This window comes from Vibrio sp. J1-1 (assembly GCF_021728395.1).
Classification (GTDB): domain Bacteria; phylum Pseudomonadota; class Gammaproteobacteria; order Enterobacterales; family Vibrionaceae; genus Vibrio.
On the sequence record NZ_JAKKCM010000004.1, the window covers coordinates 396,140 to 412,776 of the forward strand.

Annotated in this window: 16 protein-coding genes; 7 read left to right on the forward strand and 9 right to left on the reverse strand. The window is 43.3% G+C overall.

The annotated features are described in order from the left end of the window. Window positions 1-46: 46 nt before the first annotated feature. Window positions 47-367 (reverse strand): ATP-dependent Clp protease adapter ClpS, encoded by a 321-nt coding sequence (gene clpS / locus L3V31_RS08955; RefSeq protein WP_014231320.1) that lies wholly within the window; start codon window positions 365-367, stop codon window positions 47-49. Window positions 368-1,105: 738 nt separating this feature from the next. On the opposite strand from clpS, the gene cspD reads away from it, so the two are divergent. After that, window positions 1,106-1,324: a cold shock domain-containing protein CspD gene (gene cspD / locus L3V31_RS08960; protein ID WP_014231319.1), complete on the forward strand. Its 219-nt coding sequence runs from the start codon at window positions 1,106-1,108 to the stop codon at window positions 1,322-1,324. 143 nt (window positions 1,325-1,467) lie between these two features. Here the strand turns inward: cspD and L3V31_RS08965 are convergent, their stop codons facing one another. Beyond that, window positions 1,468-3,693, reverse strand: coding sequence for an NADP-dependent isocitrate dehydrogenase (locus L3V31_RS08965; RefSeq protein WP_237315729.1), 2,226 nt, complete (start codon window positions 3,691-3,693; stop codon window positions 1,468-1,470). Between the two features lie 310 nt (window positions 3,694-4,003). Between L3V31_RS08965 and L3V31_RS08970 the strand changes: the two genes are divergently transcribed. Next, window positions 4,004-4,705 (forward strand): pseudouridine synthase, encoded by a 702-nt coding sequence (locus L3V31_RS08970; RefSeq protein WP_237315730.1) that lies wholly within the window; start codon window positions 4,004-4,006, stop codon window positions 4,703-4,705. A gap of 75 nt (window positions 4,706-4,780) precedes the next feature. On the opposite strand, the gene L3V31_RS08975 is transcribed toward L3V31_RS08970, so the two are convergent. After that, window positions 4,781-5,443, reverse strand: coding sequence for a DUF2057 family protein (locus L3V31_RS08975; protein WP_237315731.1), 663 nt, complete (start codon window positions 5,441-5,443; stop codon window positions 4,781-4,783). 181 nt (window positions 5,444-5,624) lie between these two features. Then, window positions 5,625-6,623, reverse strand: a complete 999-nt coding sequence (locus tag L3V31_RS08980; protein ID WP_237315732.1) for a porin — start codon at window positions 6,621-6,623, stop codon at window positions 5,625-5,627. A 514-nt stretch (window positions 6,624-7,137) separates the two neighbouring features. Here L3V31_RS08980 and dinG point away from each other — a divergent pair. The 5 genes from dinG (at window position 7,138) to xthA (ending at window position 11,644) form a co-directional block, all read left to right on the forward strand. Then, window positions 7,138-9,213 (forward strand): ATP-dependent DNA helicase DinG, encoded by a 2,076-nt coding sequence (gene dinG / locus L3V31_RS08985; protein ID WP_237315733.1) that lies wholly within the window; start codon window positions 7,138-7,140, stop codon window positions 9,211-9,213. 14 nt (window positions 9,214-9,227) lie between these two features. Next, window positions 9,228-10,013, forward strand: coding sequence for a TSUP family transporter (locus L3V31_RS08990; RefSeq protein ID WP_237315734.1), 786 nt, complete (start codon window positions 9,228-9,230; stop codon window positions 10,011-10,013). Continuing rightward, the gene (locus tag L3V31_RS08995) at window positions 10,010-10,555 is read left to right on the forward strand and encodes a primosomal replication protein (RefSeq protein WP_237315735.1); all 546 of its coding nucleotides are present in this window, start codon (window positions 10,010-10,012) and stop codon (window positions 10,553-10,555) included. Before L3V31_RS08990 ends, L3V31_RS08995 begins: the two co-directional genes overlap by 4 nt. After that, complete coding sequence (gene rsmS / locus L3V31_RS09000; RefSeq protein ID WP_237315736.1) at window positions 10,555-10,722, forward strand: pleiotropic regulatory protein RsmS; 168 nt, start codon at window positions 10,555-10,557, stop codon at window positions 10,720-10,722. The genes L3V31_RS08995 and rsmS overlap by 1 nt, the downstream gene beginning before the upstream one ends. 115 nt (window positions 10,723-10,837) lie before the next feature. Then, window positions 10,838-11,644 carry an exodeoxyribonuclease III gene (xthA, locus tag L3V31_RS09005; protein WP_237315737.1) on the forward strand — a complete coding sequence of 269 codons (807 nt, stop codon included), beginning with the start codon at window positions 10,838-10,840 and terminating at the stop codon, window positions 11,642-11,644. A gap of 67 nt (window positions 11,645-11,711) precedes the next feature. Here the strand turns inward: xthA and L3V31_RS09010 are convergent, their stop codons facing one another. The 5 genes from L3V31_RS09010 to L3V31_RS09030 all read right to left on the reverse strand — a co-directional run bounded on the left by L3V31_RS09010 (window position 11,712) and on the right by L3V31_RS09030 (window position 16,522). After that, entirely contained in the window at window positions 11,712-12,389 is a 678-nt protein-coding gene (locus tag L3V31_RS09010; protein WP_237315738.1) for an ABC transporter permease, read from the reverse strand. Between the two features lie 3 nt (window positions 12,390-12,392). Then, window positions 12,393-13,133: an ABC transporter permease gene (locus tag L3V31_RS09015; RefSeq protein ID WP_237315739.1), complete on the reverse strand. Its 741-nt coding sequence runs from the start codon at window positions 13,131-13,133 to the stop codon at window positions 12,393-12,395. Between the two features lie 81 nt (window positions 13,134-13,214). After that, complete coding sequence (locus L3V31_RS09020) at window positions 13,215-13,985, reverse strand: ABC transporter substrate-binding protein (protein ID WP_237315740.1); 771 nt, start codon at window positions 13,983-13,985, stop codon at window positions 13,215-13,217. A gap of 83 nt (window positions 13,986-14,068) precedes the next feature. Further along, on the reverse strand, window positions 14,069-14,839 hold the full coding sequence (locus tag L3V31_RS09025) for an ABC transporter ATP-binding protein (RefSeq protein ID WP_237315741.1): 771 nt from the start codon (window positions 14,837-14,839) through the stop codon (window positions 14,069-14,071). A 231-nt stretch (window positions 14,840-15,070) separates the two neighbouring features. Beyond that, a complete protein-coding gene (locus L3V31_RS09030) occupies window positions 15,071-16,522 on the reverse strand; it encodes a flagellar sheath protein A (protein ID WP_237315742.1) in 1,452 nt (483 codons plus the stop codon). Window positions 16,523-16,637: the final 115 nt, after the last annotated feature.

Sequence of the window (16,637 nt, forward strand, 5' to 3'; positions counted from 1 at the left end):
GTACCTCCCGAAAAAACAACTGGGGTTGTTCGAGCAAGTCTTCTTTTTACGCTTGCTCCATAGTGCAAAGCAACGGATGTTCATTTTCCCTTGCGTACATCGTAACTTGCGCTACTTTTGTCTCGGCAATTTCTGCGCTGTACGTCCCACAAACTGCCTTTCCTTCATAGTGGACCTTGAGCATTATTTGAGTCGCTCTATCTATATCATGAGAAAAGAATCGCTCAAGTACCTCTATGACGAAATCCATAGGTGTATAGTCATCATTGTTGAGTACAACGTTATACAGCTTAGGTGGCTGAATTTTTGTACTTTCTCTCTCCAGAAGATCAGAGTCTGGAGTGACCCACTCAAAATTTTTACTCATGGCAATTAAAGATATCGTATCAAAGGGTTGATGTTTTCGACCTATAAAAACAATCTACCACAAGCATGCTGCGCGGTGTAGTGAGAAGTGACACCGAAATAGAACTTTAATAGATAAAAGTTACTACCTATATAGAGACTAATGCACCTCTTGCGGGGGTGCAAATAAAAGATGCTTATCGATACGCTGTGATCTTTTACTTAAAATATTGCCATTCTCACCCTGCGATTTCTTACTTATACGTTGCGATTGCGATACCAATGCACAGTCCGCATTAGATCACATTTCCCAATTTTTGAGGCGATATTTATCACGAAATCTTCATTTTTTATTCAACCAGAGGATTTCACTAACATAACATACACAAATAGTATGGCTATTTTTCAACTTGTCATTTAGTAGCTAAAACATCTGAACATCAACGTACAGCCGGGAAGGTGTTTGCAAAATTGTTAATCTCAGAAGTGATTTGTTTTCAATAATGTTTCTGTTTGTTGCGAAACGCTATTGACTGTGTGCACTGATTGACTAAAGTGGAGAGTGTTGATGCATAAATCATCATCTGTGCGGAGCTTTTTTATTTCGAAGACTCTCAGAGCTGATGGTTCACATTGACGCGATGGACGAACAGAAAGTCTTCTGTTAGCAGTCGTTAAAAGTTAATAGTAGTTTCAAGTTAAAGGTATAACTTGATTAAAGTAACAACATCAGTAAAAAATGCATGAGGGATGTAAAAGCATGGCTACAGGTACAGTAAAGTGGTTTAACAATGCCAAAGGATTTGGGTTTATCTGTTCTGACGAAGAAGAAGGAGATATCTTTGCCCACTACTCAACTATCCAGATGGACGGTTATCGTACACTGAAAGCAGGCCAACAAGTCTCATACGAGATCGAAAAAGGTCCAAAAGGTTGTCACGCGAGCAGCGTAGTGCCAATTGAAGACCAAGCGAAATAATTAGAGCGCTGTAAAAACAAACCATTGCTCTCGTAACATAGATTAAAACACTGTTTATCGTTACGCAGAGAAAATAAACCCGCCAAGTAAGCGGGTTTATTATTATCTGAACAACACACCGCGCACGGTGTATTAGATTCACATTACTTATCGATAATTGAGTTCAGGATTGCACTTGGACGCATTAGTTTAGACGTTAACGAGTCATCAAGTAGGTAGTAACCACCTAGCTCACCTTTCACGCCTTGTGCGTTATTCAACTCGGCAACAATCGCTTCTTCTTGCTCTGATAGTGCTTTTGCAATCGGTGCAAATTCCGCAGCTAGATCAGCATCCGCTGTTTGCTCAGCCAACGCTTTTGCCCAGTATGAGGCTAAGTAGTAGTGACTACCGCGGTTATCTAGCTCACCCACTTTACGTGATGGAGACTTGTTGTTGTCTAGGAGCTCACCTGTCGCTTTATCCAGCGTATCAGCCAGAACTTGTGCTTTCGCGTTACCAGTAGCTACGCTTAGGTGCTCTAAAGATGCCGCTAGCGCTAAGAACTCACCTAGAGAATCCCAACGAAGATGGTTTTCTTTTTCAACTTGTTGAACGTGTTTCGGAGCTGAACCACCAGCACCAGTTTCAAACAGACCACCACCATTCATTAGTGGGACGATTGATAGCATCTTAGCTGACGTACCAAGCTCAAGAATTGGGAACAAGTCCGTTAAGTAGTCACGTAGTACGTTACCTGTAACAGAAATCGTGTCCAGACCAGCTTTGATACGATCTAGTGAGTACAGGCATGCGTCTACTGGTGACAAAATCTTAATGTCTAAACCGTCAGTATCGTGATCAGGTAGGTATGCGTTAACCTTCTTGATCAACTCTGCATCGTGTGCACGGTTTTCATCTAACCAGAACACTGCAGGAACGCCCGTTGCACGAGCACGAGTCACCGCTAGCTTAACCCAGTCTTGGATTGGAGCATCTTTCACCTGACACATACGGAAGATGTCGCCTTCTTCTACCGCTTGCTCAAGTAGAACCTGACCTGCTGTATCAACAACACGTACTGTACCAGCTGCATCTAGGATAAACGTTTTATCGTGAGAACCGTACTCTTCTGCTTTTTGAGCCATTAGACCAACGTTTGGAACGCTGCCCATTGTTGTTGGATCAAATGCACCGTGCTCTTTACAGAAATCAATTACTGCTTGGTAAATACCTGCGTAGCAACGATCTGGAATCAGTGCTTTAGTATCTTTTTGCTTGCCGTCAGGGCCCCACATTTGACCAGAAGAGCGAAGCATTGCTGGCATAGACGCGTCAACGATAATGTCGCTTGGTACGTGAAGGTTGGTGATACCACGGTCAGAATCAACCATCGCTAGCTCAGGCTGAGTTTGGTAAACCGCTTGAATTGCCGCTTCAATCTCTTCTTTTTGTGCTGCTGGTAGTGATTCGATTTTTGCGTAAACGTCACCAAGACCATTATTTACATCAACGCCAAGCTCTTCGAATAGCTTACCGTATTTAGCGAATACGTCTTTGTAGTACACTTTTACAGCGTGACCGAAGATGACTGGGTCAGAAACCTTCATCATGGTCGCTTTCATGTGTAGAGATAGCAATACGTCTTGTGCTTTTGCTTCAGCAATTTCTTTTTCGAAAAACTCAACCAGTGCTTTCTTCTTCATTACTGAAGAATCGATTACTTCTTTGTCTAATAGCGGGAATGCTGCTTTAAGTTCTTTAACCGAACCGTCAGCACCAACAAACTCGATTTTTACGTCTGTCGCACCTGAAACGGTGGTAGATTTTTCACTGCCAAAGAAGTCATTGCCAGACATGCTAGCGACATGTGATTTTGAATCCGCAGACCATGCACCCATTGAATGAGGGTTTTTCTTCGCATAGTTCTTAACAGAAAGCGGAGCACGACGGTCTGAGTTACCTTCACGTAGAACTGGGTTTACTGCACTACCCTTAATTTTGTCGTAAGCCGCTTTAATCGCTTCTTCTTCGTAAGTCGCTGGCTCATCTGGGTAATTTGGAAGATCGTATCCTTTGCTTTGAAGCTCTTTAATCGCCGCACGTAGCTGTGGGATAGATGCAGAAATGTTTGGCAGCTTAATGATGTTCGCTTCTGGAGTTTGAGCTAGATTACCAAGCTCTGTCAACGCATCGCCAATACGTTGTTCTTCTTTCAAATGCTCTGGGAAGTTAGCGATAATTCGACCTGCTAGTGAAATATCACGAGTATCTACATTGATGCCAGACGATGCAGTAAACGATTGGATAATTGGTAGTAGTGAATAAGTTGCTAGCGCCGGTGCTTCATCAGTGATGGTGTAGATAATTGTAGGCTTTTCTGTAGGCATGAAATTTCCCTATATTTTAATCAACTTGTTGGTTGATCAACTCAATTTCTGAGTTGGTTTCTTTGACGCACTGCGCTTATGAGAAGTACGATTCAACTCGATAACGCAACATGCGGTGTGCACCCTTTGTTATAGTTTGAAGCGCTGGGCTCTGAATCCATGAGTGCACTGATATAATTAAACAATTCACACGAAATAGTCTATCATTCTGTGCGCGTTTATTAAATTTAGGCGCGCAAATGATATCCGATCATGAGAAAACTTGAAACTTTCAAACACAGTTCATTTACATTTTTGTAGGGTAGTTAACATGTCATCTCGCACAGGTTATGAAAAAGGTCGTCGTAGTCATCAATCTAAAGAGGGGCATTTTAAACGTTCTGAAAAGTCTGACCGTCCCCGTACCACAACGAGTAATAAGCGCCGCTCTACCCGAGCAGCACAAAGTCAAAAACCGCGCATCAACCCACAGGACCGCAAAGTGGTTGTCTTTAATAAACCTTATGACACGCTTAGCCAATTTACTGATGGTGACGGACGTAAAACACTCGCTGACTACATTCCGGTAAAAGATGTCTACGCCGCAGGTCGATTAGATCGTGATAGTGAAGGCCTGATGGTGCTCACAAACGACGGTATTTTGCAGGCAAAACTAACACAGCCTAAATCTAAATCCCCTAAAACCTACTGGGTACAAGTCGATGGTGCACCGGAAGACGCCGATCTTGATAAACTGCGTAAAGGGGTAGAACTGAAGGACGGGATGACGCTACCAGCGAAAGTTGAGGTGATGGATGCGCCCGAGATCTGGGAAAGAACGCCACCCGTGCGCTTTCGTGCCAATATTCCTACTACCTGGTTAGCGATAACCATCATCGAGGGAAGAAACCGCCAAGTGAGACGCATGACCGCTCATATCGGCTTCCCTACTCTGCGTTTGGTGCGTTTTTCTATGGGGAATATCGAGTTAGGCGATCTACAGCCGGGGGAGTGGAAAGAAATAGAGCTCTAGCCACTCTAATGAAAAAAGCCAGTAGCATCAGCTACTGGCTCTCTAAAAGCAGTCATCGACGTTGAGTGCGTACGATTACTGTTGGTCAACCAACCACTTACGGAAGGCTTTACGCTCGTTCGGCGACAATTTCAAATACGACATTTTCGCTTTTTGCATTTCTAGGCTATCTGGGCCTACAGACTTCGCTGCCGGCTGCGTACCGTTTACTAAACTCGCATCGACAACGGGTGCGATTGCACTGCCCGCAAAAGTAATGCCGTTGGCTGCGTTATAAATAGCAAGTTGCTCGTCAAGGTTTGAATAAGGAAACGTGCCTTTTTTTCCCACCATTTTGACTTGGTCGTAGTCTATATCGCTGTCATTAAGGCTAACATTCCAATCAATCTTATCGCCTTCAAACACTTTTTTGGCTTGAGGTATCTCGTTAAGTTGCGGGCCGTCGATTTCCAATTCGCCACCATTGACATCCAAAGTAAGAATATAAGGCGCTGAAGTGAAGTTACCACGCTTTTCACCTCGACCTAACATCGTATTCATACGCAATACGATTTGATTCGACCCCATCGCAAGCATAAATGGTTCATCCATCTGTTTTGCATCTTGGCTATTGATAAATAGCACTTCAACCCCTTGAGCCGCATCTAGTTCCGTCAATGAACTGGTATTCGCATACGCATTAGGGACACTCAGCGCAGAAAGCGCCATTAAAATCGAAGTCCAAATTGTACGTTTCATGATTTAACCCTTTTTTATCATTAAGTTTTATACCCAAATAATCTCAAAGCCTTGATATCACCATGCCATTTAAGCTCAGTTGGGTATAACGCTTACTACTTCCCTATATATCGATCCCTATATAATCAAAAAGGCCGCATAAATGCGACCTTTGGATTACATTCAACTTGATATCAAGTTATTAGAATGTGTAGTACATACCTGCTACAACACCGTCAGCTTCAACCTTGTTGTCGCTGTCTGCTTTGATTTCAGCATCAGAGTACTCGATGAATGCTGCGATGTTGCTAGAAACTGCGTAGTCTGCACCTACAGTGTAGTAATTGATTTCTTCGTCGTTATCACCGTCAGTGAAACCGAATGAAGTGTAAAGACGTGCTTTTTCGATTTGGTAGTCTAGAGCAGCAGAAACTGTTTCTAGATCTGTAGCGCCATCGATGTCTTCAGACACGTAGTTCACTGCTGCACCGAAGTTAGCTACGTTCAAACGTGCTGCTACACCCATGATTTGGTGGTCATCACCTAGGCCACGGTTACCTTGATCTTGGTAAGTTGCACCTACAGTGAACATTTCGTTGATTGCGTACTGAGCAGACACACCGTAAGCTGCATCTTCATCTTCATCTGAAGATAGGTAAGAGTCAGCAATTAGCTTAAGACCACCAGTTGTGTACTTCATTGAAACTGCGTGACCAGCAGACTCAAGAGAGCTAACGAAGTCATCCATGTAACCGAAGCCTTCGTTAGTGTTATCGATTGTGATTGCGTCTAGAGAATCACCGAAGTCACCGATTTCACCTGCAGCGATACCAAAGTTTTCACCTACGCTGAAGCCGAAGTAAAGGTCATCAGTTTTCATTGACTGATCGTCATCCAACTTGCCTTCCCAGCCGTTAAAACCGTTACCGTTTTCGATTTCGAAAGAACCGAATGCAGTTACACTGTCGTTTAGCTTGTGTGTTGCATCGATCTGGATTTTAGCCCATAGGTCTACGTCAACATCAGCGTCATTATCCGTAGATACACCAGCTACAGTTGTTGTTGTTTCAGCGGCACTTAGGTAAGTATCGATTTCACCTTTTACGTTGAACGCTGTAGTGCCATCGTCGTAGATGTTGCCTGCAGCAAGTGCAGAAGTAGATACAGTTGCAACTGCTAATGCTAAAAGAGTCTTTTTCATAATTAATCCACTGCCTTTTCTTAGTTTGGGATATCCTTTCCGAATTCCCTTTTTTATTTTTTTGAGCGCTAGCGTTAACTGGTTGTTACGCAATGCTTTCCCAAAATCTGAGCCTAGAGTGCAAAAGATTGTTCTGCCTGTCAAATTTTATAAACTCAATTGTAAAAAAACAAAAAAGACCATACATTTCAATAACTTGATATTTTATATATATTTTTTTCGATTAACATCTAAACAATAAACTTGATTTTTTAGTGTTTTCCCAGCGTTCAACAACAAATACAAACACAATGCATTGCTTATTTTTTAAACCAAGATTCAGCATATAAATCTATTTTTATTGTTATTTTAGGTTTTCATATAAGAGGAGGAGTGAACTTAATTTCATTTAAATAAGGTTCAATCTTTTTTTGTGAAGGAGATCCATATTCGACACAAAAGCATTCCATTTTGTGAACTACTTTACAGCTAGTGATGTGTGCTACTATTCGCCTCCAACGCATTTGAGGCCCGTATGCTGACCAGTAACATTCAAAAATCGATTCGCACTAGCTATCAAAACCTGCAAGCTCAGCTTGATAACTTTGTTCCCAGAAGAGCTCAAAACTATCTCGTTGCTGAAATAGCAAAAACACTTTATGGCCAATATCATAAATCTAACCGCATGCTGGTCGCAGAAGCAGGAACTGGTATAGGTAAGTCACTCTCCTACCTAATGGCAGCCATTCCAGTCGCCGTTCACAACAATCGCAAAGTGGTGATATCTACTGCCACTGTTGCCCTACAAGAGCAGCTTATTAACAAGGATTTACCTTTATATCGCCGTTTAACGGATAAAGAGTTTTCTTTTATTCTGGCTAAAGGTAGACAACGCTACTGCTGCGCAGAAAAACTTGCTACAGCAAGCGGGGTCGATGGCGGCCAGTTGGCAATGTTTGAAAGCAAACCTAAGAAGAAAGACATTGATCTGTTGGAGACGATGTATCGCTCACTTGCTCAAGGAAAATGGGATGGCGACCGCGACTCTTGGCCAAAACCTATCGATGACCAGCTGTGGCAACTTATTATCAGTGACAAGCACAGTTGCAACAACAGCTTGCCAGGACATCGTGGGTGTCCTTTTCAAAAGGCCCGCTCAGAGTTGGATAAAAACGACGTCATCATTGCAAATCATTCATTAGTTATGGCTGATGCCGACTTAGGTGGTGGCGTGATTTTACCTGAGCCAGAAAACACGATTTATGTGTTCGACGAAGCGCATCACTTACCACATGTAGCCCGAGATCATGCATCTGCATCAGCGAGTTTGAAAGGTGCTGCAGCGTGGTTAGAAAAGCTCAATCAATCCATCAGTAAATTTTCATCATTAGCCGATGAAAAACGTGTTGCCCGCTTCCGTAACGATCTTCAGGAGTCGGTACAAACTTTGATACCTGAGCTTAGCCAGCTGGCAAAACAGTTTGCCCCTGCCCACTTTGACCAGGACATTTATCGCTTTGAACACGGAGAGTTACCGACCTGGTTGGAGAATCAATCAAAAGACCTAAAGCAAGCGAGTAAAAAAGCCAATCAAAGTGTAGCTAAAATCGCCGATCTTATTGCTGAGCGCGTAAAAGATGGGGAACTTTCGACCAGATTAGCCGAACCTGCTCTTGCGGAACTGGGGTTTTATATCCAGCGCTTGGAAAACCTCGCCCAAGTCTGGCACCTGATGGCTGAACCTACACGTGAAAAGGGCGCGCCTCTGGCGAGATGGTTACAAAAACACCCAGATCGCGAAGGAGACTTCATCGTCAGCGTCTCCCCGCTGGAAATCGGCTGGCAGCTTGATCAACAAATATGGAGCCGCTGTATTGGTGCAGTATTGGTATCGGCAACGATTAGAGCACTAAACTCGTTTCACTACTTTTGTCATCAAGCCGGCATTGATGGTAAACCAGAATCTGGGACTCAGTTTTTAGCCCTGGCTTCTCCATTTGATTATCAGAACCAGGCTGAGTTACTGATCCCTGCGATGAAGTATGAACCGCCTGCGCCGCAATTTACTGAATATCTCATCGAGATTTTGCCTAAATATTTAGAAGACAATAAAGCAAACCTAGTATTATTCTCTTCTTATTGGCAAATGAACCAAGTCGCTGAAGCATTGTCTACAGACTTTGTTAAACGAGGTTGGGCGTTGCAAGTACAAGGTGAAAGCTCTCGGCAAGAAATTCTAAAAAAACATAAAAAGCTAATAGAAACAAATAAAACCAGCGTTATATTTGGTACGGGAAGTTTTTCGGAAGGACTTGATTTACCCGGAGAGCTGCTTGAGAACTTAATCATTACCAAAATACCATTTGGTGTCCCGACTTCTCCTGTAGAACAGGCTCACTCCGAATACATCGAAAAGAAAGGCGGAAATCCATTTATGCAGATCACCGTGCCAGACGCCAGTAAAAAGCTGATCCAAGGCGTTGGTCGGTTACTGCGAAAAGAAAGGGATTCTGGTAGGGTAACTATTCTAGATAGACGCCTTGTAACAAAACGATATGGGCAAGCCCTAATCGATTCGCTGCCGCCATTTAAACGTAAAATAGAATATTAGAAGAAAAACCATTTATGGAAATGATTGAGCCAGGCATGTTGCTGGTGTTGGCGCTTGTCGCTTTTGTTGCTGGATTCATCGATGCCGTTGCTGGTGGCGGTGGTATGCTAACGGTCCCAACTTTATTATCTTTAGGGCTGCCTCCCCATATCGCTTTGGGGACAAACAAACTCGCCGCGACCTTTGCTTCTTCGACCGCAGCTTTCACCTACTACAAAAAGCGTTTATTCCGCCCAAGAAGCTGGGGAAGAGCCTTCATTGCGACTCTAATAGGTGCCACACTTGGTACGCTATTTGTCGACGCCATCAGTACTGAGTGGTTAGAAAAAGTATTGCCTCTTATCATTTTGGCAGCAGCGCTTTATACCGTTTTTCATAAAACGCCGAAAGCAACGCTTCAAAGTCCGATACCAGAGCCTTGTCCACGGCTGCATAAAAAGCAATACGCGCAAGGCTTTTCACTTGGCTTCTACGATGGGCTAGCAGGTCCAGGCACAGGTGCATTCTGGACGGTAAGCTCCATGGCACTCTATCGACTGAACATTTTACTCGCTTCTGGCCTTGCAAAAGCGATGAACTTTACCAGTAACTTTACTTCTCTCATTACTTTTGCGGTATTGGGACATATCAATTGGGTGCTAGGCTTAACGATGGGACTATGCTTAATGGCAGGTGCTTTTGTCGGCGCTCATTCCGCGATTCACTTTGGCGCTAAATTCATTCGCCCGGTATTCGTTACTGTCGTAAGTATACTTGCTATCAAATTGGCTTATGACGCCTGGTTCGTAGGTTTAACATGAACATCGATCAACTTTCAGCACATTTAGAGCAGATGGCAAAACAAGCTGCCATGCTTGATCGTCAAAGAGGCGAGCATCATGTCTCGCTTTTTGACGAACGTCTGTTTAGCTGTCGTTCTCGATTACTCACACCATGTGTCAAAGAAGCCAAGTCGACGCTGAGTGCTATTGTTCGAGAGCAAAACGAAGGGAAGTTGACCGCCCTGCGCGCTGAATACCTTACCGAACGTTTGGTCGCACAGATTTCTGCCATCCAGCGGGAAATCTCAACCACCAAAATCCGTAAAAACGAAATTAAACACAGCAGTCATTTTCGAAAGCCAATCAATGTGCTCTATCAAGAGCTTGCTCAGCATCAAGAGTGGGCACGTCGTCTGCGAGAAATGGTACTTGAAAAAGAAAGAGCCGTAGCAACCACTCCGAGTTTTATGCGCGCAGAAGCGCAGAAGGCCTTACTCGCGACAGAACAACGGCTGGAACGCTGCGAAGCCGCCTTAGTTAAGCTCGAAAACCAAATCACTCACAGGGAAAAACATCAGTAATGTCTGACCAACCAACCTCTTCTCTTGACGATGCTCCTGACGATGTAAAACTGGCCGTCGATCTTATTTACCTATTCGAATCAAACGGCATTGATCCTGAACTCGCGCTAAGAGCGTTGAAAATCGTACAAACAGATTTAGAGAACAAACTAAAAGAAAAACAGTAATTTTTCTTCCGACTTCGTTTTCAATCCTGTTTATGCAATATTTTGAGAATTATTTTCATCACGTTTTAGCAATGCTACCATGACTCAAAAATAAGCCCTTTGAGAAGGATAAAAAATGAAAGTAATCAGCTTTAACATCAATGGACTCCGTGCGAGACTGCACCAACTCCAGGCGCTCATAGATAAACACCAGCCAGATGTTATCGGGCTTCAAGAAATCAAAGTCCACGATGAAGTGTTTCCATTAGCAGATGTCGAAGCCATGGGTTACAAAGTGTATTTTCATGGTCAAAAGGCTCACTACGGTGTCGCGATGCTCTGTAAGCAAACACCTATCAGTGTTCAGAAAGGTTTTCCAACCGATAACGAAGAACATCAAAAGCGTATGATCATGGCGACTTTTGAAGATGAAAATGGTGAAAAGGTCACAGTACTCAATGGCTACTTCCCTCAAGGGGATAACATCAGTCACGAAACCAAGTTCCCTTATAAGCGCCAGTTCTATAAAGATCTGATGACCTACTTGAATGATCATCATAGTAACGATGAACAATTGATCGTCATGGGTGACATTAACATTAGCCCGATTGATGACGACATTGGTATTGGCGAACCAAACCGTAAACGCTGGCTAAAAACGGGCAAATGTTCGTTCCAACCAGAAGAGCGAGAATGGTTGAAAATTTTATTAGACTGGGGCTTTGAAGATACCTTCCGGAAACTTTACCCAGAAGTTAATGATCGCTTTTCGTGGTTTGACTATCGTTCTCGCGGTTTTGATGATAACCGTGGCCTACGGATTGATGTGATCTTAGCGACGCCTTCGCTGGCGCAGAAATGTATCGAATCAGGTATCGACTATGAACTACGTGGCATTGAAAAGCCATCTGACCACGCCCCTATCTGGTCAACGTTCAAGTAAGCCACTCTAACCTAAATAAAAAAGAGCGCATTAATGCGCTCTTTTTTATTTGATACTGCTATTGGTTTTAGCTTAGCGGTCGAGAATATGCCAATAAACGTTTCTCCGCATGTTTAAAGAACCACAGAATGATAAACGTCAGTGTCATATAGAATAAACCTGCTGTTAAGAATGACTCAAAAGGAGCGTAGTAACGTGAGTTAACCAAACGTGCGGCACCGGTTAGATCCATGATAGTCACAATGCCCGCTACCGCGCTACCGTGCAGCATGAAGATAACCTCATTGGAATATACTGGTAATGCTCTTCGTAATGCACTCGGCAAAATGATACGGCGGTAAGTCTTAAATTTACTCATCCCATACGCTTTAGCCGCTTCTACTTCACCCTTTGGTAGTCCATTGATTGCACCTCGAATAATCTCCGTAGTGTAAGCTGAAGTATTCAATACAAAAGCAACTAGGGCACAAAACCAAGCATTTTCCCAAAGGGTATCTTTTACCGGGAAGAATTGGTCCATACCGTAATAAATAAGATAAAGCTGTACCAGTAATGGTGTCCCACGGAAAAAGTAAATAAACGCCCATGAAGGCATGCTTAAAGCATAGTTTTTACTGTTTCTTGCAATAGCCATTGGGATGGACACACACAAACCAATGATAAGCGAAATACCTACCAGCCATGCTGTCGTCCAAAGCCCACTCAGGTAAATCGGTAAACTTTCAATAATCAGTGAAAAGTCCATAACTTACCTCGCATGAATACTGAACTTGCGTTCAACAAGTTTAAGCAAACCTGTAGAAACACTGGTAAAGAATAGAAAGATGATGGCGACAGCCATGTAGAACGTAAATGGCATTTTTGTCGAGCCAGCAGCCAAAGAGCTCACTCTCACCATATCATCCAGACCAATGATTGAAACCAGTGCTGTTGTTTTAAGCAGAACTAACCAGTTGTTACCGAAGCCTGGTAGAGCATGGCGAATCATCTGAGGTAAAAGGATTCTTCTGAACGATAAAACAGCATTCATACCATAAGCTTTCGCGGCCTCTAGTTCACCTCTGTCTACGGCCATAATCGCACCACGAAACGTTTCCGCCATATACGCGCCAAAGATAAAGCCGATGGTCAATACACCAGCAATAAATGGGCTCACGTCGATGTAATCTGGCAGGTATGACGTCCACTCATGGTTAGGGTCACTTGATGCAAACCACTCATTTAATGTTTCATTGATAGAGTAAAGGCTGTTATTCAACAGTATTTGTCCACCAAAGAAAATCAGCATCATCAGAACCAGGTCTGGGATACCACGAATAATGGTGGTGTAGAGGGTGGCAATAGCTCTTGCCCATTTATAAGGTGATAACTTAGCTAAAGCGCCAAGCATGCCCAATATCACTGCAAGTAGCAGAGAAAGCAGTGCAACTTCAATTGTTACTAAAGCTCCTGTAAAAATGGAAGCTTCGTATCCTTGTAAATCCAGCATAGGTGAGTTCCTAATCCCTAAACTCAAAAAATCGACCGTTGACTACTTCTAGGAACAGGCCAACGGTCGCTTAATTACGACTTATTCGCCGTACACATCGTATTTAAAGTATTTACCAGCAAGCTCTTGGTAAACACCTTTATCACGCAGTGACAGAATCGCGGCATCTAGTTTTTGCGTTAAATCTTTGTCTTGCTTACGAACAGCGATACCAAAGCCTTCACCAAACCATTTAGGATCAGTTAAAGATGGGCCAACAAACTCGTACGCGTCGCCACCAGCCTTATTAAGAACGCCTTCTTCTAGAGCAGAAGCATCACCTAGAACTGCAGCAACACGACCGTTAGCAAGATCGAGATAAGCCTCGTCAAATGAGCCGTAACGTACGATATCAACTTTGTCACCGTAGTTGTCTGTCAGGTATTTATCGTGCGTAGTTGCACGCTGTACCGCGATTTTCTTACCGTCTAGATTGTCAAAATCTAGATTAGCACCTTTCTTCGCGATAAATTTGTTTGGGATAAGTGCGTATTTACCGGTGAAGTCAACTTTCTTCTTACGCTCTTCTGTAATCGACATTGCAGCAATGATTGCATCGTATTTGCGCGCGAGAAGAGAAGGAATAATGCCGTCCCAGTCTTGAGCAACGATTTGACACTTCACTTGCATTTCTTCACAAAGTGCATTTGCCATATCTACGTCAAAGCCTTTTAAAGATCCGTCAGTTTCAGTCCAGCTAAATGGAGGATATGCACCTTCAACACCAAAGCGAACGGTTTTCCATTCTTTCGCTTGAACAGCGCCAGATACAGCCGTTGCAGCAAGTGTTGCTGCTAATAACCACTTTTTCATTTCCGTACTCCTGTGATTTCCATTTTATTTAGTTTTGTTTGTTGTGTTTACATAGGAGGCAAAAAGCTGCCTCCCAAAGACCTCTAATAAATCGATGAGATAAACTGCTGTAAGCGCGGTGAGTCTGGATTGGTAAATAGCTTGGCAGGATCACCCTGCTCTTCAACCAATCCTTGGTGAAGGAACATTACGTGGTTCGATACATCACGAGCAAACGCCATTTCGTGCGTCACCACCAACATCGTTCGACCTTCTTCTGCCAAATCTCTCATTACCCCTAACACTTCCCCAACTAACTCTGGGTCAAGCGCAGATGTTGGCTCATCAAACAACATTACTTCTGGATCAACGGCTAATGCGCGAGCAATGGCGGCACGTTGTTGCTGACCACCAGACAAGTGTCCTGGGTAATAATCCTTACGCTCGTACAGGCCTACTTTCTTAAGCAGTACCTCTGCGTTTTCAATAGCTTGAGCTTTAGGCACACCCAGTACGTGCACGGGTGCTTCAATGACATTTTCTAGAACGGTAAGATGAGACCACAGGTTAAAACCTTGGAATACCATCGCAAGGCGAGAGCGAATTCTCTGAACTTGCTTTTCATTTGCAGGTACAGATTCTCCAGCTCGGTTATTCTTCATTTGAATCAGCTCACCGTTAACCCAAATCTCACCAGCGGTTGGTGTCTCTAATAAGTTAACACATCTGAGAAAAGTACTCTTACCGGAACCGGAAGAGCCAATGATAGAGATAACATCCCCTTTGTGTGCGGACAGAGAAATTCCCTTAAGTACTTCATTTTGTCCAAATGTTTTGTGCAGGTCTTTTATATCTAGCGCTGGTACATCAGTCATGCGCTCTACTCCCTGTGTTTTTTCACTGCTGTAAGGGGCTCCGCCCTATCTATTTCGGAACAAACTAGCACCCCGGCCTGAAAGTTGCAACAAATTATTAACCTAAATAAATCGAATAGTTAGATAGGATAATCATGTTAATATGCAATATTTAGCACCATATGCTTTATTTTGTGAATATTATATATAAAAAAGCCCCTGCAGTGAGGGGCTAATAATATTATAAAAGTGTTAGTTAGTTCTCTCTAACAACAGTGTTTTTGTCTGAGCAAGACGGTTACTAATCGCTCTTACTTCTTGTTCATGCTTCACGATACCCAGCACATCTTCTGTCGTGTCTTTACCCTCACCATTCGCATATGCAGATAGGAAATCTGCCACTTTCACAGCACTGCTGTCTTCTGTGAAAATATAGCTTTGCGTGATTGAAGAGCTGTCTGAAATCACAAGGCTACTTTCGATATCAGACGGCACACTTGAATAATCAAGCTCAGGTACGATAACCCTATCATTGATCTGTGAGTAAACCGAGTGACGCACAACGTATGGTGTTGAGCCATCCCATGCACCTTGCTGGTAGCTTACCCGTTGAAGACCATTTTCATTACCCAAACCAATACTGTCACTCAAATAAACAGTACGGTTAGAAACACCTGGTTTGGTGTCTTGTGTATTGCTTACGGCAAAAAGTGATGCATCATCAACATCAATGGTCCAATCGTCGGCTACTGCATCCGTGTATTGCGCATTCCACCCAGAAGTCACAATGGTCCCATCTACACTGAATGTCCAAACATCGCCATTTAGTATATCGGGGTGATAAAACTCGCTAGTTCTCGACACTTCAGCTAAACGATATGAGAAGTTCTTATAAATAGTGTCAATATCAATGGTTGCGAAATCAATACCAGAACGGCTCACTGACGGTGTAGATGACGAACCTGCAAATAGCATTCGGCCATCAGTCCAGTCCTCAAAGCCATATTGATAAAGTGCTGAACGGGTTGCGGTTCGATACTGCGAAATCATCGTTTTTTCAGTGCTAACGGCAGACAATGTTTCACCTTTCGTGAAGCGTGATTCGTTTGCCGTGACGGTTTCATACTGAGAATCGAAGTAGAATGTTGAATATGGGTTACCAGCCGCGTCTTCTGCAACTTTGTAGTCCAGCCCCGTCTTACTTATCGTTTTATCGTTCCCACCCGTTAAACACGTCGTGTTGCTCACATTAGCTTGCGCGGACAGGTAAACATTGCGTAATGACGAATCAGACTCTAATAACTGTTTTGAAAACGTCAGTGCGTTAAGAATAGTGCCATTCGCTTCTTGAATCGTCACGCTGCCCTCATCTGGAATATCTTGCAGAGTAATCGTCAACTGATCATTGCTTGCCGTCACTAAATCTCCGACACGTTCTCCTGATGCGTCCGAATAGTAAGCGGTTAGTTGATTGTCAATCACACCACCTATTGCATGATAATTGAGTACTTGTTCTACGCCACTGGTGGTGAATCTGTCGTAAATCGTACAAGAGCCATTATTGCTTAACGCTTGAGTTTCAGGAGTCACAAAAGTGAACTTATAAAGCGTTTTTGGTGTGCCACCACCGCCACCGCCGCCTCCACAACCGACCATTAATCCCGAAATGATTGCCACTAACGGCACTATTTTAAGCTGTTTCATGTTTTCTTCCTAAACTGAGCGGCAATGATTAGCCAAAAAAGTTGTCTTTCCCGGTTTAAGCAAGATTAAAGCCAGCTTTATATGCACTTGATCAATAACTACATTTTACGTGCCA